At 71.9% G+C, this 18,078-nt stretch carries 21 protein-coding genes; 19 read left to right on the top strand and 2 right to left on the bottom strand.

Features of this window, described 5'->3' with window-relative positions; translation table 11 throughout:
• The 8 genes from MSPGM_RS07030 (at position 1) to MSPGM_RS06995 (ending at position 7,316) form a co-directional block, all read left to right on the top strand.
• Complete coding sequence (locus MSPGM_RS07030) at positions 1 to 633, top strand: precorrin-8X methylmutase (RefSeq protein WP_003602222.1); 633 nt, start codon at positions 1 to 3, stop codon at positions 631 to 633.
• Positions 633 to 1,430, top strand: coding sequence for a precorrin-2 C(20)-methyltransferase (locus tag MSPGM_RS07025; RefSeq protein ID WP_003602221.1), 798 nt, complete (start codon positions 633 to 635; stop codon positions 1,428 to 1,430). The genes MSPGM_RS07030 and MSPGM_RS07025 overlap by 1 nt, the downstream gene beginning before the upstream one ends.
• Positions 1,427 to 2,188, top strand: a complete 762-nt coding sequence (gene cobJ, locus MSPGM_RS07020; RefSeq protein WP_003602220.1) for a precorrin-3B C(17)-methyltransferase — start codon at positions 1,427 to 1,429, stop codon at positions 2,186 to 2,188. The genes MSPGM_RS07025 and cobJ overlap by 4 nt, the downstream gene beginning before the upstream one ends.
• 424 nt (positions 2,189 to 2,612) lie before the next feature.
• The gene (locus MSPGM_RS07015; RefSeq protein ID WP_003602219.1) at positions 2,613 to 3,041 is read left to right on the top strand and encodes a hypothetical protein; all 429 of its coding nucleotides are present in this window, start codon (positions 2,613 to 2,615) and stop codon (positions 3,039 to 3,041) included.
• On the top strand, positions 3,004 to 4,269 hold the full coding sequence (locus MSPGM_RS07010; protein WP_003602217.1) for a DNA-packaging protein: 1,266 nt from the start codon (positions 3,004 to 3,006) through the stop codon (positions 4,267 to 4,269). Before MSPGM_RS07015 ends, MSPGM_RS07010 begins: the two co-directional genes overlap by 38 nt.
• A gap of 46 nt (positions 4,270 to 4,315) precedes the next feature.
• Positions 4,316 to 5,488 (top strand): phage portal protein, encoded by a 1,173-nt coding sequence (locus MSPGM_RS07005; RefSeq protein WP_209688642.1) that lies wholly within the window; start codon positions 4,316 to 4,318, stop codon positions 5,486 to 5,488.
• Between the two features lie 58 nt (positions 5,489 to 5,546).
• Positions 5,547 to 6,017: an HK97 family phage prohead protease gene (locus MSPGM_RS07000; RefSeq protein WP_003602213.1), complete on the top strand. Its 471-nt coding sequence runs from the start codon at positions 5,547 to 5,549 to the stop codon at positions 6,015 to 6,017.
• 33 nt (positions 6,018 to 6,050) lie between these two features.
• Positions 6,051 to 7,316: a phage major capsid protein gene (locus MSPGM_RS06995; protein WP_209688643.1), complete on the top strand. Its 1,266-nt coding sequence runs from the start codon at positions 6,051 to 6,053 to the stop codon at positions 7,314 to 7,316.
• A gap of 6 nt (positions 7,317 to 7,322) precedes the next feature.
• Here MSPGM_RS06995 and MSPGM_RS06990 read toward each other — a convergent pair whose 3' ends face one another.
• The gene (locus MSPGM_RS06990; protein ID WP_003606880.1) at positions 7,323 to 8,171 is read right to left on the bottom strand and encodes a S1 family peptidase; all 849 of its coding nucleotides are present in this window, start codon (positions 8,169 to 8,171) and stop codon (positions 7,323 to 7,325) included.
• 147 nt (positions 8,172 to 8,318) lie between these two features.
• Positions 8,319 to 9,074, bottom strand: a complete 756-nt coding sequence (locus MSPGM_RS06985; RefSeq protein ID WP_012752456.1) for a S1 family peptidase — start codon at positions 9,072 to 9,074, stop codon at positions 8,319 to 8,321.
• A 32-nt stretch (positions 9,075 to 9,106) separates the two neighbouring features.
• Between MSPGM_RS06985 and MSPGM_RS06980 the strand changes: the two genes are divergently transcribed.
• The 11 genes from MSPGM_RS06980 to MSPGM_RS06930 are packed head-to-tail and all read left to right on the top strand — an operon-like array spanning position 9,107 to position 18,071.
• A complete protein-coding gene (locus MSPGM_RS06980) occupies positions 9,107 to 9,682 on the top strand; it encodes a hypothetical protein (RefSeq protein WP_012752455.1) in 576 nt (191 codons plus the stop codon).
• Between the two features lie 21 nt (positions 9,683 to 9,703).
• Positions 9,704 to 10,045: a head-tail adaptor protein gene (locus MSPGM_RS06975; RefSeq protein WP_012752454.1), complete on the top strand. Its 342-nt coding sequence runs from the start codon at positions 9,704 to 9,706 to the stop codon at positions 10,043 to 10,045.
• The gene (locus tag MSPGM_RS06970) at positions 10,042 to 10,461 is read left to right on the top strand and encodes a DUF3168 domain-containing protein (protein WP_003607719.1); all 420 of its coding nucleotides are present in this window, start codon (positions 10,042 to 10,044) and stop codon (positions 10,459 to 10,461) included. The genes MSPGM_RS06975 and MSPGM_RS06970 overlap by 4 nt, the downstream gene beginning before the upstream one ends.
• A gap of 28 nt (positions 10,462 to 10,489) precedes the next feature.
• Positions 10,490 to 10,900, top strand: a complete 411-nt coding sequence (locus tag MSPGM_RS06965) for a phage major tail protein, TP901-1 family (RefSeq protein ID WP_003607717.1) — start codon at positions 10,490 to 10,492, stop codon at positions 10,898 to 10,900.
• Positions 10,901 to 10,902: 2 nt separating this feature from the next.
• Positions 10,903 to 11,229 carry a gene transfer agent family protein gene (locus MSPGM_RS06960; protein WP_147016914.1) on the top strand — a complete coding sequence of 109 codons (327 nt, stop codon included), beginning with the start codon at positions 10,903 to 10,905 and terminating at the stop codon, positions 11,227 to 11,229.
• A complete protein-coding gene (locus MSPGM_RS06955) occupies positions 11,226 to 11,459 on the top strand; it encodes a phage tail assembly chaperone (protein ID WP_012752452.1) in 234 nt (77 codons plus the stop codon). Before MSPGM_RS06960 ends, MSPGM_RS06955 begins: the two co-directional genes overlap by 4 nt.
• Complete coding sequence (locus MSPGM_RS06950) at positions 11,456 to 12,082, top strand: phage tail tape measure protein (protein ID WP_012752451.1); 627 nt, start codon at positions 11,456 to 11,458, stop codon at positions 12,080 to 12,082. The genes MSPGM_RS06955 and MSPGM_RS06950 overlap by 4 nt, the downstream gene beginning before the upstream one ends.
• Positions 12,083 to 12,093: 11 nt before the next feature.
• Positions 12,094 to 12,735, top strand: a complete 642-nt coding sequence (locus tag MSPGM_RS06945; protein ID WP_003606567.1) for a DUF2460 domain-containing protein — start codon at positions 12,094 to 12,096, stop codon at positions 12,733 to 12,735.
• A 9-nt stretch (positions 12,736 to 12,744) separates the two neighbouring features.
• On the top strand, positions 12,745 to 13,638 hold the full coding sequence (locus MSPGM_RS06940) for a DUF2163 domain-containing protein (RefSeq protein WP_261926235.1): 894 nt from the start codon (positions 12,745 to 12,747) through the stop codon (positions 13,636 to 13,638).
• Between the two features lie 7 nt (positions 13,639 to 13,645).
• Positions 13,646 to 14,110 carry an NlpC/P60 family protein gene (locus MSPGM_RS06935; RefSeq protein ID WP_003606565.1) on the top strand — a complete coding sequence of 155 codons (465 nt, stop codon included), beginning with the start codon at positions 13,646 to 13,648 and terminating at the stop codon, positions 14,108 to 14,110.
• Between the two features lie 52 nt (positions 14,111 to 14,162).
• Positions 14,163 to 18,071 (top strand): glycoside hydrolase/phage tail family protein, encoded by a 3,909-nt coding sequence (locus MSPGM_RS06930; protein WP_261926234.1) that lies wholly within the window; start codon positions 14,163 to 14,165, stop codon positions 18,069 to 18,071.
• Positions 18,072 to 18,078: the final 7 nt, after the last annotated feature.

Below are 18,078 nucleotides of genomic sequence, written 5' to 3'. Positions count from 1 at the left end.
ATGAGTGCCCGCCACGACTACATCCGCGACGGCGGCGCGATCTACGCGCGCTCCTTCGCGATGATCCGCGCCGAATCCGATCTCGCCCGCTGGTCCGGCGCGGCCGAGCGCGTGGTGGTGCGGATGATCCATGCCTGCGGCATGACGGACCTGCCGCGCGACGTAGAGATGTCGGACGATTTCGCCGCGGCCGGCGAGGCGGCGTTGAAGGCCGGCGCGCCGATCCTGTGCGACGTGCGCATGGTCGCCGACGGCGTGACCCGCACCCGGCTGCCGGTGAAGAACGAGGTGATCTGCACGCTCGGCGATCCGCGTGTGCCGGGGCTGGCGGCCGAGATGGGCACCACCCGTTCGGCCGCGGCGATGGAATTGTGGCGCGAGCACCTGCCCGGCAGCGTTGTCGCCGTCGGCAACGCGCCGACCGCCCTGTTCCGCCTGCTCGAACTGCTGGACGAGGGCGTCGCGCCCCCGGCGGCGGTGATCGGCATCCCCGTCGGCTTCGTTGGCGCGGCGGAATCCAAGGAGGCGCTGGCGCGGGACGGGCGCGTGCCCTTCGTCGTGGTCCATGGCCGCCGCGGCGGCAGCGCGATGACGGCGGCTGCCGTCAACGCGCTCGCGAACGAGATCGAGTGATGGAGGGGAGCGTGCGCATCGACGCGCCGGCCGAGACCACGGACGGCGCGGGCGAGACCCCCGCCGCGGCCAAAACCGGTACGCTCTACGGCGTCGGCATGGGGCCGGGCGACCCGGATTTCCTCACCGTGAAGGCGATGCGGGTGCTGGAGCACGCCCCCGTGCTCGTCCACTTCTGCAAGCGGGGCAAGCGCGGCAACGCCCGCACCATCGCCGACGCGGTGATGATCGATCCGACCCGCGAGTTTCCGCTGGCCTATCCCTACACCACCGAGCTTCACCCCGATCACCCGGAATACGTCGCGGCGTTGGCCGGCTTCTACGACGAGGCGGCGGGACGGCTCGCCGACCATCTCGGTGCGGGCCGCGACGTGGCGATCCTGTCGGAGGGCGATCCCTTCTTCTACGGCTCGTTCATGCATCTGTGGCGCCGCCTGAAGGACCGCTTCCCCGTCGAGGTGATCCCCGGCGTCACCGGCATGTCCGGCTGCTGGACCCGCGCCGGCACGCCCATCACCTGGGGCGACGACGTGCTCACCATCCTGCCGGCGACGCTGCCGCGCGAGGCGCTGGTGGAGCGGCTGAAGGGCACGGATGCGGCCGTCATCATGAAGCTCGGCCGGCACCTGCCGAAGGTGCGTGGCGTGCTGGCCGAGACCGGCTTTCTCGCCCGCGCGGTCTATGTCGAGCGCGGCACCATGGCCGGCGAGCGGGTGGTGCCCCTGGCCGAGAAGGAGGACGACGTCGCGCCCTACTTCTCCATGGTGCTGGTGCCCGGTGAGGGCCGGCGCCCGTGAGCGCGTCAGGGAGTGTGACGATCATCGGCCTCGGGCCGGGTGATCCGCGCTTGCTCACCGAAGCGGCGCGCGACGCCCTCGACCGGGCGCAGGATCTGATCGGTTACATCCCCTACGTTGCCCGCGTGCCGGAACGCGAGGGGCTGACCCGTCACGCCAGCGACAACCGGGTCGAGGTGGACCGCGCCCGGCATGCCCTGGAACTCGCCCTGGCCGGCCGGCATGTTGCGGTGGTGTCGGGTGGCGATCCCGGCGTGTTCGCCATGGCGGCCGCCGTGTTCGAGGCGGTCGAGCACGGACCCGCGCACTGGCGCAGCCTCGACATCCGGGTCGAGCCCGGCATCACCGCGATGCTCGCCGCCGCCGCCCGCCTCGGCGCACCGCTCGGCGGCGATTTCTGCGCGATTTCGCTGTCGGATAACCTCAAGCCCTGGGACGTCGTGACCGCCCGGCTCGAAGCGGTGCTGCGGGCGGGGCTCAGCGTCGCGCTCTACAATCCGATCTCGTCCGCACGGCCGTGGCAGCTCGGCCGAGCGCTCACGCTTGCCGCCGAGATCCTGCCTGCCACGACGCCGGTCATCTTCGCCCGCGCCGTGACCCGGCCGGACGAAGCGTTGCGGGTGCTGACCCTCGATGAGGCCCGCACCGCACCGGCCGATATGGCGACCATGGTTATCATCGGCGCCGCCACGACGCGGCTGATCGAGCGGGACGGGCGTCTGCCCTTCGTCTACACGCCGCGGAGCGTCACGCTCTGACGCGGACACCTCCGCAGCGTACTCCTACAATCGAAGGATGTGCTGTTCCGAGGTTCAGATCCCCGAATCCGGCGCTCTCCAAGCTTTAGAACACGTTGAAGAACCACAGCAGAAGAATGATCGGCAGCGGAATGCCGATCAACCAGAGAAGTCCACCTTTGAGCATCGTGCTGTCTCCCGTGTGATGGAGGCGGTGACGCGCACTCCTTAGCTTATCTACCAATGAGGCTCGGTTGGCGTTCCTGATCTATGGAAAAATTCATAATCGGGCGGGTTTGCAACGACCGCCAATCGCAAGCCGCGGGTCCATCTTTTCGGACCAAATTCCTCTGATGCGGCCTATATAGGAATTTATGGATTGACACCGCGACGCTCTTCGTGTAGGTAAAGGGCACGCTCAAGAAGTGTGGATGGAGACACCGCGATGCCGGACCCCTCCGAGCCACGCGGTGAACCCGAACCGGGCGCATCTTCGAAGCCAAGCGCCAAGAAAGCCCGCAAGCGTGTTCCGGATGCCCGGCAGCTGCGGGCGCAGTTGCGCACGCATATCGAACGGCAGATCGCTCGCTTCGATGCCGCGCTCGATACCGAGGCACCACCGGCCGGGTTGGATTCCGCGAAAGTGCTGCGCGATCTCGGCGGCCTGAAGACTATGCTCGACGACATGAAAGCAGCCGACCGGGCCGCGCGGAAGGGAGGGACGGATGGTGCAGCCAGCCGACCAACCCTGCACGCCGCCGACCTCGTGGCGATGCGCACGGATATCGCGCGCCGCTATGCTGCATTCGCGGCGGCGGAGCCGGACGACGGCGTTCTTGACCCATCTCTCGCCGGACCATCTGCGCCTGCTTGAGGCCGATTGGCTTCACCTCGCGCGGCACGACCAGCTCCCGCCGCCGGGAAACTGGACGACCTGGGCCGTGATCGGTGGGCGCGGCTCCGGAAAGACCCGGACCGGCGCCGAATGGGTGCGCGGCCTCGCCCAAGGCGACCCGGTGTTCACGCCGGAGCCGGTGGAGCGGATCGCCCTCGTCGGCGAGACCTTCGCCGATGTGCGCGACGTCATGATCGAAGGACCGTCCGGGCTTCTCGCTCTGCCGCGTCTCGGCGGTGCGCCGCCGGTCTGGCAACCGTCGCGGCGGCGGGTGATGTTCGGCAATGGCGCGGTGGCGCTCGCCTTCTCCGCCGAGGAGCCGGATTCCCTGCGCGGCCCGCAATTCGGTGCTGTGTGGTCCGACGAGGTCGCCAAGTGGCGCGAGGCCGAGACCACCTACGACATGATCCAGTTCGGGCTGCGGCTCGGAACGCATCCGCGCGGTCTCGTCACCACGACGCCGCGTCCGGTGCCGCTGATCCAACGGCTGCTTGCCGATCCGCGCACGGTGGTGACGCGCTCGCGCACCGCCGACAATGCCCAGAACCTCGCGCCGAGCTTTTTGGAGGAGGTCGTCGGTCGCTACGCCGGGACCCGGCTCGGGCGGCAGGAGCTCGATGGCGAGTTGATCGAGGACCGGCCGGATGCGCTCTGGACCCGTGATTCCATTGAGCGGGCGCGTGTCTTCGAGGCGCCGCCGCTGCAACACATCGCCGTCGCCATCGATCCGCCGGCCTCCTCCGGAGTCGGAGCCGATGCCTGCGGCATCGTCGCGGCCGGGCTCGCGGCCGACGGAACCGCCTACGTGCTGGCCGATGCAACTTTGGAACAGGCTGCACCCGCCGTCTGGGCGCGAGCTGCACTGGCCCTGTACCACCGCCTGGCGGCCGACGCGCTGGTGGCCGAGGTCAACCAGGGTGGCGAGATGGTCGTCGCGGTGTTGGCGGAAGCCGACCCGAGCGTGCCTGTTGCGACGGTGCGGGCGACGCGGGGCAAGCTGCTGCGGGCCGAGCCGGTCTCGCTGCTCTACGCCCAGGGGCGCGTCCGCCATGTCGGCCCGCTACCGGCGCTGGAGGACGAGATGTGCGCCTTCGGTCCCGGCGGTCTGCCGGGGGGCGGTTCGCCGGATCGGCTCGATGCGCTGGTCTGGGCGCTCACGCACCTGATGCTTGCGCCGTCCGTCGAGCCGCGCATCCGCCGACTCTGACGGCGCAGTTAATTTCACGTGAAACATTGCAAGCGGGAGGCGTGCCATGCCTGGATTCATCGCGCGGCTCGCGAGGGCGGCGGGGCTCGTCCCCGAGACGAAAGCAAGCGCGGCTTTTGCGCTCTACGGCGAGGGACGAGCGGTCTGGACCGCGCGCGACTACACGGCTTTGGCCCGCGAGGGATTCCAGCGCAACGCTGTCGTCCACCGCTCGGTCCGGCTCGTCGCCGAAGCCGCGGCCTCCCTGCCGCTGACGCTAGCCGGCGCCGAGGATGCCCATCCCTTGCTGGGATTGCTCGCCCGGCCGAATCCGCGCGAAGGCGGGATGCGCTTCCTCGACGGGATCTACGGGCACCTCCTCGTGTCCGGCAATGCTTACATCGAAGCGGTCGAGATCGATGGCCGGCCCCGAGAACTGTTCTCCCTGCGTCCCGACCGGATGCAGGTCGTGGCCGGCGCCGACGGCTGGCCCGCGGCCTATGAGTACAGCGTCGGGGGGCGTCGGCTCCGCTATCAGCAGACCGGGGCCGTGCCGCCGATCCTGCACCTGACGCTGTTCAACCCGCTCGACGACCATTACGGCCTCTCGCCGATGGAGGCAGCGGCGGTCCCGCTCGACATCCACAACGCGGCCGGCGCCTGGAACAAGGCCCTGCTCGACAACGCCGCCCGCCCTTCCGGCGCTCTGGTCTTCGCGCCCTCGACCGGCGCCGCCTTGAGCGACACGCAGTTCACGCGGCTCAAGGCCGAGCTGGAAACGAGCTACCAGGGCAGCGCCAATGCTGGCCGGCCGCTCCTCCTCGATGGCGGGCTCGATTGGCGACCGCTCTCGCTCTCACCGAAGGAGATGGACTTCGTCGAGGCGAAGGCGGCCGCGGCCCGCGAGATCGCGCTCGCCTTCGGCGTGCCGCCGCTGTTGCTCGGCCTTCCCGGCGACAACACCCACGCGAACTACGCCGAGGCCAACCGCGCCTTCTACCGCCAGACGGTGATCCCGCTGGTGCGCCGCACTGCCGATTCGCTCGCGCGCTGGCTGGAGCCCGCCTTCGGCCCCGCGCGATTGGAGCCGGACCTCGACGCGGTCGAAGCGCTGGCGACCGAGCGCGAGTCGCTCTGGCGCCGGGTGCAAGGCGCGGACTTCCTGTCGGTCGCCGAGAAGCGCGAGGCCGTCGGCTACCCTCCCCAGAGTCCGGGGCAAGGCACGGGCTCTCCGGCCTGAGGCCCCGGCGGGTTTCGCGCAGAGGTCCGCTCTTCACTCCTCTTGTCGAGGTCTTGTCATGGATGGCCATTTCACCGGCTACGCCAGCCTGTTCGGCGTGCCCGATCTCGGCCGCGACACCGTCGCGCCGGGAGCGTTTGCCGCGAGCCTCGCCCGGCGGGGTGCGCGCGGGGTGCGGATGCTGTGGCAGCACGATCCGGCCGAGCCGATCGGCTCCTGGCTTTCCCTCAAGGAGGATGGCCGGGGCCTGCGCGTCGCCGGCCGGCTCAACCTCGCGGTTCAGCGAGCCCGCGAGATCGACGCGCTGATGCAGGAGGGCGCCCTCGATGGGCTCTCCATCGGCTTTCGCGTCGTGCGGGCTTCGCCTGAGCGCGGCGGGCGTCGGTTGATCGCCGTCGATCTCTGGGAGGTCTCGCTGGTGACCTTTCCGCTGCAGCCCGACGCGCGGGTGATCCGCGCCGCAGCACCCCGCCCCTTCGTCCCGCCGCGCCTGCGCCTGGCGGCCCCGCCGCTCGCGGCGCGCGCCTGAGCTTTTCTGTCTTCCTTCACCAACGAGGATGCCATGACCGAGATGCGTTTCGAGACCAAGGCCCCCACCGGCCTGCCCGAGAACAAGGCGGCGACCTTCGGCACCGAAGCGGTGCTCGACGAGTTCGCTCGCGCCTTCGAGGCGTTCAAGGAGGCCAACGACGTCCGCCTCTCCGAGATCGAGACCCGGCTCACCGCGGATGTGGTGACCGAGGAGAAGCTCGTCCGCATCGACGCCGCCCTCGATCAGGCGAAGAGCCGTCTCGACCGGATCAGCCTGGACCGTGCCCGGCCGCCGCTCGGCGGGACGGAGCCGGCGCGCGACGCCTCCGCCACCGAGCACAAGGCGGCCTTCGACCTCTATGTTCGGGCCGGCGAGAGCGCGGGTCTCAAGCGGCTGGAAGAGAAGGCACTTTCCGCCGGCTCCGGGCCGGATGGCGGCTACCTCGTGCCGCCGACGATCGAGCGCGAGGTGCTGCGTCGACTCGCCGAGATCTCGCCGATCCGCGCCATCGCCACGGTGCGGGTCGTCTCCGGCGGCCAGTACAAACGCGCCGTCTCGGTCAACGGTCCCGCCGCGGGCTGGGTCGCCGAGACCGCGCCCCGGCCGCAGACCGACGCGCCGAACCTGTCCGAGCTGAGCTTTCCGGCGATGGAGCTCTACGCCATGCCGGCCGCGACCCAGACGCTGCTCGACGACGCGGTGCTCGATATCGATGCGTGGCTCGCCGAGGAAGTCGAGACGGCCTTCGCCGAGCAGGAGAGCGTCGCCTTCGTCACCGGCAACGGCGTCGGTAGGCCGAAGGGCTTTCTCAGCTACGACACCGTCGCCAACGCCAACTGGGCTTCGGGCAGGCTCGGCTTCATCGCGACGGGGGCGGCCGGCGCCTTCCCCGCCAGCAACCCGAGCGACGTGCTGTTCGATCTCATCTACGCACTGCGTGCCGGCTATCGCCAGGGTGCGAGCTTCGTGATGAACCGGCGGGTGCAGAGCGCGATCCGCAAGTTCAAGGACGCGGACGGCAACTACCTCTGGCAGCCGCCGCTCGCCGCCGACCGGGCCGCGACGCTGATGGGCTTTCCGCTGGTCGAGGCCGAGGCGATGCCCGACATCGCCGCCGGCAGCCACGCCATCGCCTTCGGCGACTTCAAGCGCGGCTACCTCGTCGTGGACCGTGCCGGCCTTCGGACCCTGCGCGATCCCTACTCCGCCAAGCCCTACGTGCTGTTCTACACCACCAAGCGCGTCGGCGGCGGGGTGCAGGACTTCAGCGCGATCAAGCTGCTCCGGTTCGCCTGATCGTTCTCAGTACATCCGCCGCCGGCCGGGCCGGGCCATCCACTCGGTGCGCCCGGCCTGCGCCGCCGCCATGTCGGCGGTCATCGCTTCCATCTCGGCGGTGCGCGAGGAAATCCAGCTCGCGTGCTCGCCGGTGGGGGTGACGGCGGTGAAGCCGCCGCAGGCGGTGCGGGCGCGCCGGTCCTGGCGCATGGCGCCGCTCGACCAGCTCACGACGCCGACCATTTGGCCGCCGCGCAGGATCGGGCCGCCGGAGTCACCCAGGCACGCGCCTGCGCCGGCGGTTTCGGCCATGCGCCGCGAGTCGGTCACGACCGTCACGCGGTTGGCGACCTGCAACGAGCCGATCGACACGAGATGCGCCGTCCGCAGCGTCCGCGCGGTGTTGCGGCGGTTCTCGGCGAGCACGCCGAAGCCGGCGATGTCCACGTTGTCGCCCGTGGTGATCGAACCGCCGCGGGGATCGAGCGGGCGGAAGCCGGCGCCGACCGGCTGCTCCAGCTTGATCAGGGCGAGGTCGATGCCGGGCTGCTCCTCCGGCGTCGTGCCGGGGACGAATTCGGGATGCATCGAGACTGCGACCGCCCGCAGGCGGCGCTGGCGGAAATTCGGATCGACCACGACGACGTTGTAGCCGGCCTTGTGCATCACGCAGTGGGCCGCCGTCAGCACGATGTCCTGCGCGATCAGGGTGCCCGAGCAGATCTCGCCCTGCGTGCTCTCGATGCGCACCACCGAGGCGCGAAGCCCGCCGGGATCACGGGAGGTGCGGCCCTCGACCACCGCTTGCGCCGAGAGGGGGACGAGACCCAGCAAGGCACCGAGCACGCACGCGCGAAGAGGGCTCGCAACCATCTTTTTTGTTCTCCCAGGGCCCTGGCGCGGTGCGCCGGATTCCATGAATGAATCCCGGGCCGGTTGAAGCGTATCCGAAGGCAATTCGGCGGCCAAGGTCCGGTTCCTCATGGGCCGCGGCGCGCGGATCACGATCGGTCAAGGACGTCACCAGCGCGCGGAGGCGCCCCAGCCGGACAGCGTCCGGTCGATCCAGTCCCGTTGAGGCCCGAGCAAGATGCCTTGGGTCAGGCCGCCGCAGGCATCCTTCACCCATGCGGCGACCGCGACCACCGCCGCGCCCTCAAGGATCGGCCCGCCGGAATCGCCCTGGCAGCCGCCCGCTCCCGGTGCCTTCAGCCAAACCAGGATGCGGCTCGGGCCGTAGGGCTCGACGACATTGAGCGTTGCGCCGCGATAGCGGCCGATCGAGCGCCGGTCGCCGCCCCGCGCGGCGCCGTAGCCGGCGAGCGTCAGGCTCTGGCCGGCCCGCGGCATCGCGGCGCTCAACGCGGCCGGCACGAACCGGGCGGGCAAGGGCTCGCGGGTGCGCAGCAGCGCGAGGTCGATAGAGCGGGTGCGCCCGCGGATGGCATCGCCGTCATAGGCCGGATGCAAGCTGCGGGCGGCCGTCTCGGCCAGCACCGGGCGGCCTGTTTCGTCGCGGTAATGGACGCGGTTCTCGCCCACGCCCGCCACGCAATGGCCGGCGGTGAGCACCGCGTCCGGCGCGACGACGATCCCTGAACAGACCCCGCCGCCGGAGGTCAGCACCATCACCGCCGAGGCCGCGCCCGGCACCTCGGCGCCCTCCCGGCCGCCGACGATGGCCGTCGCCGGCGTGGCTGCGAGCAGGAGCGTGAGCGCCGCCGCCCCGAGGCCAAGGCCTGCACTGCGCGGAAGAGATGGGTTCGGCGCGCGCATCGATTGCGAAAACGCTTTCAGGAGAGGCTGGCATGACCCCGATACGCGTCGAGGAGACCGGCGTCGAGCCGGTGAGCGTGGCTGAGATGCGCGGCTATCTCCGGCTGTCCTCCGACGAGACCGCCGAGGACGCGCTGATCGCCCGCCTGATCCCAGCGGCGCGGGCGGCGGTCGAAGCGACCGCGCGCCGGCTGCTGCGGCCCGCCCGCTTCCGGGTGGTGCTGGCGGCTTGGCCCCGGCTCGGGCTGATGCCGCTGCCGCTGAGCCCGCTCGTTGCGGTGCTCCGCGCCGGTCTGGTCGATGGGCGCGGTACCCTCACCGAGATCGAGCCGGGCCCGATCCGGGTCGGCCCCGATCCGTGGGAGGCGCCCTGCCTCCTGTTCGGGCCGGACCTGCCGCCGCTCGGCACGGCCTCGGCGCTGGTCGAGGTCGGCGCGGGCTGCGGCGGCGAGGGGCCCCCGGTCCCCGAGCCGCTGGTTCAGGCCCTGCGCCTGACGATCGCCGACTGGTTCGAGAACCGGGGCGATGCGGGCGGCGAGAGCGCGCCCCGTCCGCTGCCGCCCGAGGCGGCGGGGCTCGCCGCCGCCTGCCGCCGGATGCGGCTCTGACCACACCCACGGAGACCGACCATGACACACAGGCCGCTCGGCGCGCGGCGGCGTCGCCTCGTGCTCGAACTGCCGGTGGACGAGCCCGACGGGTTCGGCGGCCGGCTCCGCCGCTACGTTGCCGGCCCCATGTTGTGGGGCTCGCTGGAATCGCTCGGCAGCGCCGCCGCGCCCCGTGGCGGGCGCACCGACCGGCCCGGCCTCTACCGCGTCGGCCTGCGCTACCGCTCCGGCGTCACCCCGGCCATGCGCCTCGCCGACGGACCCCGCCGCTTCGCGATCCGCGCGGCCGACGACCCCGACGGGCGCCGCCGCGACCTCGTCTGCGAGGTGGAAGAGGTAATCGAGGAGGCTTCCCCGTGACGCGTTCGAGCCCGCTGCTGGCCCTGCGCGCCGGCCTTCTCGCTTACCTCGCCGCGGATACGCCGCTCGCTGCGCTGATGGGCGGCCGCCTGCGGCTCTACGACGAGCCGCCGCGGGGCGCCGCCCCGGTCTATGCGCTGTTCGGACCGAGCGAAGTCAGCGACGATTCCGTCGATGGTGCGCAGCGCCACCGCCACGCCTTCGCGCTGACGGTCTTCGCCAAGCCGGGCTCGGCCCGCTCGGCCCTGGAGGTGGCCGAGCGCATCGCCGCCCGCCTCGACGAGGCCGACCTCGCGGTGAGCGGCCACGCCCTCATCCTCCTGCGCCTCAAGAGCCTCGCCGGCCTGCGCGACGAGCGCACCGGTGAGGGGCGCGCGACCCTTTCCTTCGAGGCGGTGACCGAGGTCGCCGTCTGATTTCCTCGAAAACGCCGGAGCCGCGAGCATGAGCGCACAGAGAGGCAGGGACCTTCTGGTCCGCGTCAGTAATGGAAGCGCCGGCTTCGTCGCGGTGGCGGGGCTGCGCGCCCGTCAGCTCGCCTTCAACGCCGAGACCGTGGACGTCACCAACGCCGATTCCGCCGGGCGCTGGCGTGAGCTGCTGGCCGGGGCGGGCGTGCGCCGCGCCGCGGTTGCCGGATCGGGCGTGTTCCGCGACGAGGCCTCCGACGCACGCCTGCGCCAGATGTTCTTCGATGGCGTGATCGGCGTTTTCCAGATCGTGGTGCCGGATTTCGGCACGATCGAGGGCCTGTTCCAGATCACGAGCCTCGAATATCGCGGGGAGCATGCGGGCGAGGTGACCTTCGACATGGCCCTCGATTCCGCCGGCCCCTTGAGCTTCGCGGGGGCATGACGATGGCCAACCGCCGACGCGGCGAGGTGCCGCTGACCTTAGGCCAGGAGTGCTACACGCTCTGCCTAACCCTCGGCGCGCTCGCCGAACTGGAAGACGCGCTCGGCGCGGGCGACCTCGCCGGCCTGGCCGAGCGCTTTGCCGGCGGGCGGCTCGCTGCCCGCGACGTGATCGCGCTGCTCGGCGCGGCGCTCCGCGGCGGCGGCCACGCTCTCGACGACGAGGCGGTCGCACGGCTGCCGCTCTCCGGTGGATTGGCAACCGTGACTTCGGCGCTCGGGGAGGCGCTGGTCGCGGCCTTCGGCGAGGCTCCGCCCGCGGACCCTTGACCCTCACGGGAAGCAACGCGCCGGAGACGCCCGTCTCCGCCTTCCCGTGGGATGCGGTGCTGACGCTCGGTCTCGCGACCCTGCGCTGGCGCCCGCGCGATCTCTGGGCCGCCACGCCCCGTGAACTCGCCGCCGCCGCCGGCCTGACCCGCCCGGCGCTCGCCGCGCCGAGCCGGGCCGATCTCGAACGGCTGCTCGCCGCCCATCCCGATCCGGGGACCTCACGATGACCGACAGCGACCGCAGCACGGCCGAGCGCGCCAGGCAGCTCGAAACCCTCGACCGGCTGGCCCAGCGCTTCGGCCACAGCCTGTCCTCGGCCTTCGACCGCAACCTCAATGCCGGGCGCCAGCTCGACGGCGTGCTGGCCTCGCTGGCGAGCAAGCTTTCCAACGTCGCGGTCAAGGCGGCGCTGGCGCCGGTCAAGGCGGGCGTGACGAGCCTCGTCAACAGCCTGCTGAGCGCGGCCTCGGAGGGCGGCAGCACGACGGCGCTCGCCAAGGGCGGCGTCGTCTCCGACGGGCGGATCGTGCCGTTCCGGCTCGGTGGGGTTCTCGGCGGAGGACGGGTGCGCCCCTTCGCGGCCGGCGGGGTCGTGGCGGCGCCGACCTACTTTCCGCTTGCCGGCCCTGGGGGCGACGCCGGCCTGATGGGCGAGGCCGGGCCGGAGGCGATCCTGCCGCTCAGGCGCGGCAGCGACGGCCGCCTCGGCGTCGCCGCGGGCGGGACCGAGCGTCCGGTCGCGGTCACCGTCAACATCGCCACGCCGGACATCGAGGGTTTCCGCCGCTCCGAGGCCCAGGTCGCCGCTCGCCTCGCCCGCGCGGTCGCCCGTGGCCGCCGAGCGCTCTAAGGAGCACCGCCATGGCATCCGACTTTCACGAGGTCCGCTTTCCCCTCGATGTCGCCCTGCGCGGCAGCGGCGGCCCGGTGCGGCGCACCGAGATCGTCACGCTGGCCTCGGGCCGCGAGCACCGCAACAGCCGCTGGGCCGATTCGCGCCGCCGCTACGATGCCGGGCTCGGCATCCGTACCCTCGACGCCCTGCACGCGGTGCTCGGCTTCTTCGAGGAGCGGCGCGGGCGGCTCTACGGGTTCCGCTACCGCGATCGGATCGATCACCGTTCCGGCCCGCCCTCGCGGCCGCCTGAGCCGACCGACCAACGGATCGGCACCGGCGACGGCGCGACCCGCATCTTTGCCCTTGCCAAGACCTACGGGAGCGGGTCGGAGGCCTACCGCCGGGCGATCGCTAAGCCGGTGGCCGGCACTGTGCGCGTGGCGGTGAATGGTGCCGAGGTGGCGGCCCCGAAGCTCGCCGTCGATCCGGCGACGGGCCGGGTCACCTTCGCCGCCGACGCGGTGCCGCCCATGGGTGCCGCTGTCACGGCCGGTTTCGAGTTCGATGTGCCGGTCCGCTTCGACACCGACGAACTCACCGTCGATCTCGCTGCCTTCACCGCCGGCGAGGTGCCGCGCATCCCGCTGATCGAGATCCTGCCCTGAGGAAAGCCCATGCGCGTCGTCCCGCCCCGTCTCGCCGCGCGCCTGGAGGGCGGCGCGACCACGCTCTGCCGCTGCTGGGCCCTGCGCCGCCGCGACGGACTCGTCCTCGGCTTCACCGATTACGACCGCGATCTCGTTCTCAGTGGCGTGACCTACGCCGCGCGCAGCGGGCTGGAGGCGGCCGAGGCGAGCGCGGAACTCGGCTTTGCCGTCGGTGGTGGCGAGGTGGCCGGGGCACTGACCTCGGCCGGGATCACGGAGATCGACGTCGCGGCGGGTCTCTATGACGGGGCCGGGGTCGAGACCTGGTTGGTCGATTGGGACGAGCCCGAGGCGCGCCTGCTCCTCGACGTGGCGACCCTGGGCGAGATCCGCCGGGAGGGGGGCGCCTTCGTCGCCGAACTGCGCGGGCTGATGCACCGCCTCGAAGTCATGGTCGGGCGCAGCTTCCGCGCTGGCTGTGACGCGGAACTCGGCGATGCCCGCTGCCGCGTCGATCTCTCGGACCCGCGCTTCCGCGCGACCGGCACCGTACGGGCCGCCTCCGAGCCCGGCCGGCTCAGCGTGGCGCTGGCGGGGACGTTCACGACCGATTGGTTCTCCGGCGGTCGCCTGACCTGGGACACCGGCGCCAATGCCGGACACGCCGCGGACTTGCGGGGCCATCGTCGCGACGTCACGGCGACGATCCTCGATCTGTGGGATCCGCCGCCGCGTCCAGCCGCAGCCGGCGATACCTTCACGCTCGTCGCCGGCTGCGACAAGAGCCTCGCCGCCTGCCGCGGGAAGTTCGCCAACGCCCTCAACTTCCAGGGTTTTCCGCACATGCCCGGCAACGATTTCGTGCTGCGCTCCGGGCCCGAGGCCGGCGCGCGCCTCGACGGCTCCAGCCTGTTCCGGTGAGGCCATCATGGATGACGACGTCTCGCCGCTCGCCGGACGGATCGTGGCGGAGGCCCGTGCCTGGGCCGGAACGCCCTACCGGCACCAAGCCTCGCTGAAGGGCGTCGGCTGCGATTGTCTCGGCCTGCTGCGCGGGGTCTGGCGGGCCGTGCTCGGCCCCGAACCGGAGGAGGCGCCGCCCTACGCCGCCACATGGGCCGAATCGGCCCTCGACGGCGCCGACCCGCTGGTCGCCGCCGCGCGACGGCACCTCGTGCCGATCACCGGACCGTTGAACGCCTACCAACCTCGGGCCGGCGATGTCCTGCTCTTCGCGTTTCGTGCACATTTGCCGGCAAAGCACTGCGCCATCGCCACCGGGCCGGCGGCGATGATCCACGCCCATGCTGGCGCGGCGGTGACCGAGGTTGCGCTCACGCCGTGGTGGCGGCGCCACCTTGCTCACGCCTTCCGCTTTCCCGATCCGCCCTGAACCGATCCCCTGACCCAATCGCCTGATCCTTGCGCCCGCCGGAGTTACCGCCATGACGACGCTCGTCCTGCAAACCGCCGGCGAGGCAGTCGGCACTGCGCTCGGCGCCCCCATCGGTGGGATGATCGGGCGCGTGGCCGGCGCGGCCGGGGGCGCGGCGCTCGACAGCGCGCTGTTCGGCGCCGGCACGAGCCCACGCTTCGTGGACGGGCCGCGGCTGACCGAACTCGGCGGCCTCGCCTCCACCGAGGGCGCGCCGGTGCCCCGTGTCTACGGCCGGGCGCGCATTGGTGGCACCCTGATTTGGGCGACGCGCCCGCTCGAGGTTGCCAACACCACCGTGGAGCGGTCCTCCTCCGGCTCGAAAGGTGGGGCGGGCGGCCAGAAAACCGTGCGCACCGCCTACAGCACCTTCATCGATCTCGCCGTCGGACTCTGCGCGGGCGAGATCGCCCTGGTTCGCCGGATCTGGGCCGATGGCAGCGAACTCGACCTGACGACGCTCAATTGGCGCGTTCATACCGGCTCGGGGACGCAGGCACCCGATCCGCTGATCGTCGCCAAGGAAGGTGCGGACGACGCGCCGGCCTATCGCGGGCTCGCCTACATCGTGTTCGAGCGGCTGCCGCTCGCCGCCTTCGGCAACCGAATTCCGCAATTCGCCTTCGAGGTGATCCGCCCCGTCGCCGGGCTGGCGAGCAAGGTCCGCGCGGTCTGCCTGATACCGGGCTCCACCGAGTTCGGCCTCGATCCGCTCGCCGTCAGCGAGGACGCGGGATTCGGCGCTACAAAGCCGGCAAACCGTTTCCAGTTTCAGGGCGCGAGTGACGTCGTCGCCTCGCTCGATGCGCTCCAGGCTTTGTGCCCCCGGCTCAAGCGCGTCTCGGTGGTGGCAAGCTGGTTCGGCGACGATCTGCGCGCCGGGCACTGCACCGTGACGCCGCGGGTCGACGCGACGGCGAAGGCGACGACGGGCGAGCCCTGGTCCGTTGCCGGGCTGAACCGCGCCGCGGCGCAGGCGGTTTCCCGCTCCGGTGCGACAGCCGCCTATGGCGGTACGCCGTCCGATGCCGGGCTCGGGCGGCTGGTCGCAGAGCTGACCCGCCGCGGCCTCGCGGTGGTGCTCTATCCCTTCGTGATGATGGACGTGCCGGCCGGCAACGCTCTGCCGGACCCGTACCGACCCGGTGAAACGCAGCCGGCTTACCCTTGGCGCGGGCGCATCACCTGCGATCCCGCTCCCGACCGGGCCGGAAGCCCGGACGCGACCGGCGGCGCGACCGATCAGGTCGCGGCCTTCTTCGAGGGGCGGCAGGGCTATCGGGCGATGATCCTGCACTATGCCGGCCTCGCCGCCGGCTGGGCGGCCGCAGGAGCGCCGCTGGCCGGCTTCATCCTTGGCAGCGAGTTCGTCGGCCTGACACGGGTGCGCGGACCGGACGGCGCCTATCCGGCGGTCGTGCAACTCCGGCGCCTCGCCACGGAGGCTCGCGCCCGCCTCGGCCGCGATGTGAGCCTCGTCTACGCCGCCGACTGGACCGAGTACGGCGCCCATGTCCGCGACGGCGGCGCCTCCGTGCGCTTTCCCCTCGATCCACTCTTCGCCGATCCGGCCATCGATGCCATCGGCATCGACTACTACCCGCCAATCTCGGATTGGCGCGATGGGCCCGATCATCGCGACGCGGCGGAGGCCGCGAGCCTCTACGACCGCGCCTATCTCAAGAACCGCCTCGGGGCGGGCGAGGCGTTCGACTGGTACTATGCGAGCCCCGAGGATCGCGCCGCGCAACGCCGCACGCCGATCACCGACGGCACCCACGGGAAGCCGTGGATCTACCGGGCCAAGGATCTCGTCGCGTGGTGGTCGAACCCGCATGTCGAGCGTGAGCGCGGCGTCGAGACCGGGCCGACGGCCTGGATGCCGGGCGCCAAGCCGATCTGGCTGACCGAGATCGGCGTCCCGGCGGTCGATCGCGGCACCAACGGGCCCAACGTCTTCCCCGATCCGAAATCGTCCGAGAACGCGGCACCGCCCTTCTCCCGCGGCACCCGCGACGACCTGATCCAGGCCCGCGGCCTCGACGCGATCCTCTCGCGCTTCGATCCTGAGGTCGATGGTTTTGAGCCGGCTCATAATCCGGTCTCGCCGGTCTATGGCGGCCGGATGATCCCGGCCGAAGACATCTACGTCTGGGCCTGGGATGCCCGGCCGTTTCCGGCCTTCCCCGATTTCACGAGCCTGTGGTCGGATGCTGCCAACTGGGCGCTCGGCCACTGGATCACCGGCCGGATCGAGGGGCTGGAACTCGACCGGCTGATCGCGGCGATCCTGGCCGATCTCGGTATCGATGCGCCCCTCGACATCGACGCCGCCGGATTCCTCGACGGGGCCGTGCTCGACCGGCCGCTCTCCGCCCGCGAGGCGCTGGAGCCGCTGGCACGGCTGTTCAACCTCGACGTGTCGGTCTCTGGGGGTACCTTGCGGATTCGCGACGGGCGCCCGCGCGCGCCCGCCATGCTGGTCGCGGGCGATTTCGTTCTCGGCGAGGGTGAGGCGGCGCCCCTGCGCCGGGTGCGGGCGCAGGAGAGCGAGTTGCCGCGCTCTGTCGCGATCGGCTTTTCCGACGGCGAGAGCCCGGATTACCGCCGCGCCACCGCATCCGCCGCGCGCCCGGCCGGCGCGCGGCGGCAGGAGGTGCGCGTTGAGGCGGCCATCGTCACCCGGCGCGACGCCGTGCAGGCGCTGGCGGAGGCCGTCCTCGACGCGGCGCTCGCCGGCCGCGACACGGCCGCTTTCGGGGTGAGCCCGCGCCGGATCGATCTGGAGCCCGGCGATGTGGTGGCACTTCCGGACGCGGATAGCGGGACGCTTCACCGGATCGTGCGGATCGACGACGCGCCCACCGGCCGCCGGATCGAGACCCGGGCCGTGCCGCTTGCCCGGCCCGATCCCGCGCCCACCACGCTGGCCCCGAGAACAGGCCGGAGGCCGCCGGCGGTGCCGGGGCCGGTCTTCGCCCTGCCGCTGGTTCTACCGGTGGAACGCGGCGACCCGGTGCCGCTGGCCTATCTCGCGGTCTCGGCCGATCCCTGGCCCGGTGCCGTCGCGGTCTGGCGCTCGGCCGGCGAGGGCGCGCCGTTCGCGCTCCACCGCACCCTCGACCATCCGGCCTGCCTCGGCCGCACGCTGACCCCGCTGCCGCCGGGACCACTCTGGCGCTTCGACCGCAACGCCCGCCTCGATGTCACCCTGCGCCACGCGGAAGGGTTGAGCGCCATCGGCGAGGCCGCCGCCCTGGCCGGCGGCAACCTGTTCGCGGTGATCGGCGCGGACGGGGCGGTGGAACTCCTGTCTGCGGCGAAAGCCGAGCTGATCGGGTCCGGCACGTGGCGGCTCTCGGGCCTGCTGCGGGGCTTGGCCGGCAGCGAGGCCGCCGCCGGCCGTTCGGCGGGCACGGGGAGCCTGATCGTGCGCCTCGACGACGGCGCCGTCCGGCCCCTCGTCGATCGGCTCGACGAGGTCGGCCGCCGTTTCCTCTACCGGGTCGGCCCGGCGGAGCGCGATCCGGCCGATCCCGCCTTCGTCGGTTTCGCGGCGACGGCGGACCTGACCGCCTTCACCCCCTTGAGTCCGGTCCATCTGCGCGCTCGGCGCGAGGCCGAGGGCATCCGCTTCCATTGGACCCGGCGGGCGCGGCGCGATGCCGACGCCTGGGAGCCGGCCGACCTGCCGCCGGGCGAGGGGGCGGAGGCCTACCGCCTCGACATCCTCGCCGAGGACGGGCGGATTCTGCGCAGCCTGAGCACCGCCACGACGAGTGCGCTCTACGCTCGCGCCGACGAGATCGCCGATTTCGGCACGCCCCGCACCGAGATCGACGCCGCATTGGTGCCAATCGGCCCGCTCGCCGGCCCCGGCCCCGCCCGACGGACACGGGTGAGCCTGCGGACCGTCTGACCCCCGA

The organism is Methylorubrum sp. GM97, from assembly GCF_024347855.1.
Taxonomy (GTDB): domain Bacteria; phylum Pseudomonadota; class Alphaproteobacteria; order Rhizobiales; family Beijerinckiaceae; genus Methylobacterium; species Methylobacterium extorquens.
The sequence above is the reverse complement of the archived record's forward strand: the minus strand, read 5'-3'. Positions and strand labels throughout refer to the sequence as shown.

Bases quoted from the DNA above. Each gene is read 5' to 3' on its own strand.
- MSPGM_RS07030 (WP_003602222.1), top strand. From the start codon at position 1: ATGAGTGCCCGCCACGACTACATCCGCGACGGCGGCGCGATCTACGCG.
- MSPGM_RS07025 (WP_003602221.1), top strand. From the start codon at position 633: ATGGAGGGGAGCGTGCGCATCGACGCGCCGGCCGAGACCACGGACGGC.
- MSPGM_RS07015 (WP_003602219.1), top strand. From the start codon at position 2,613: ATGCCGGACCCCTCCGAGCCACGCGGTGAACCCGAACCGGGCGCATCT.
- MSPGM_RS07005 (WP_209688642.1), top strand. From the start codon at position 4,316: ATGCCTGGATTCATCGCGCGGCTCGCGAGGGCGGCGGGGCTCGTCCCC.
- MSPGM_RS07000 (WP_003602213.1), top strand. From the start codon at position 5,547: ATGGATGGCCATTTCACCGGCTACGCCAGCCTGTTCGGCGTGCCCGAT.
- MSPGM_RS06995 (WP_209688643.1), top strand. From the start codon at position 6,051: ATGACCGAGATGCGTTTCGAGACCAAGGCCCCCACCGGCCTGCCCGAG.
- MSPGM_RS06990 (WP_003606880.1), bottom strand. From the start codon at position 8,171: ATGGTTGCGAGCCCTCTTCGCGCGTGCGTGCTCGGTGCCTTGCTGGGT.
- MSPGM_RS06985 (WP_012752456.1), bottom strand. From the start codon at position 9,074: ATGCGCGCGCCGAACCCATCTCTTCCGCGCAGTGCAGGCCTTGGCCTC.
- MSPGM_RS06980 (WP_012752455.1), top strand. From the start codon at position 9,107: ATGACCCCGATACGCGTCGAGGAGACCGGCGTCGAGCCGGTGAGCGTG.
- MSPGM_RS06975 (WP_012752454.1), top strand. From the start codon at position 9,704: ATGACACACAGGCCGCTCGGCGCGCGGCGGCGTCGCCTCGTGCTCGAA.
- MSPGM_RS06965 (WP_003607717.1), top strand. From the start codon at position 10,490: ATGAGCGCACAGAGAGGCAGGGACCTTCTGGTCCGCGTCAGTAATGGA.
- MSPGM_RS06960 (WP_147016914.1), top strand. From the start codon at position 10,903: ATGGCCAACCGCCGACGCGGCGAGGTGCCGCTGACCTTAGGCCAGGAG.
- MSPGM_RS06950 (WP_012752451.1), top strand. From the start codon at position 11,456: ATGACCGACAGCGACCGCAGCACGGCCGAGCGCGCCAGGCAGCTCGAA.
- MSPGM_RS06945 (WP_003606567.1), top strand. From the start codon at position 12,094: ATGGCATCCGACTTTCACGAGGTCCGCTTTCCCCTCGATGTCGCCCTG.
- MSPGM_RS06940 (WP_261926235.1), top strand. From the start codon at position 12,745: ATGCGCGTCGTCCCGCCCCGTCTCGCCGCGCGCCTGGAGGGCGGCGCG.
- MSPGM_RS06935 (WP_003606565.1), top strand. From the start codon at position 13,646: ATGGATGACGACGTCTCGCCGCTCGCCGGACGGATCGTGGCGGAGGCC.
- MSPGM_RS06930 (WP_261926234.1), top strand. From the start codon at position 14,163: ATGACGACGCTCGTCCTGCAAACCGCCGGCGAGGCAGTCGGCACTGCG.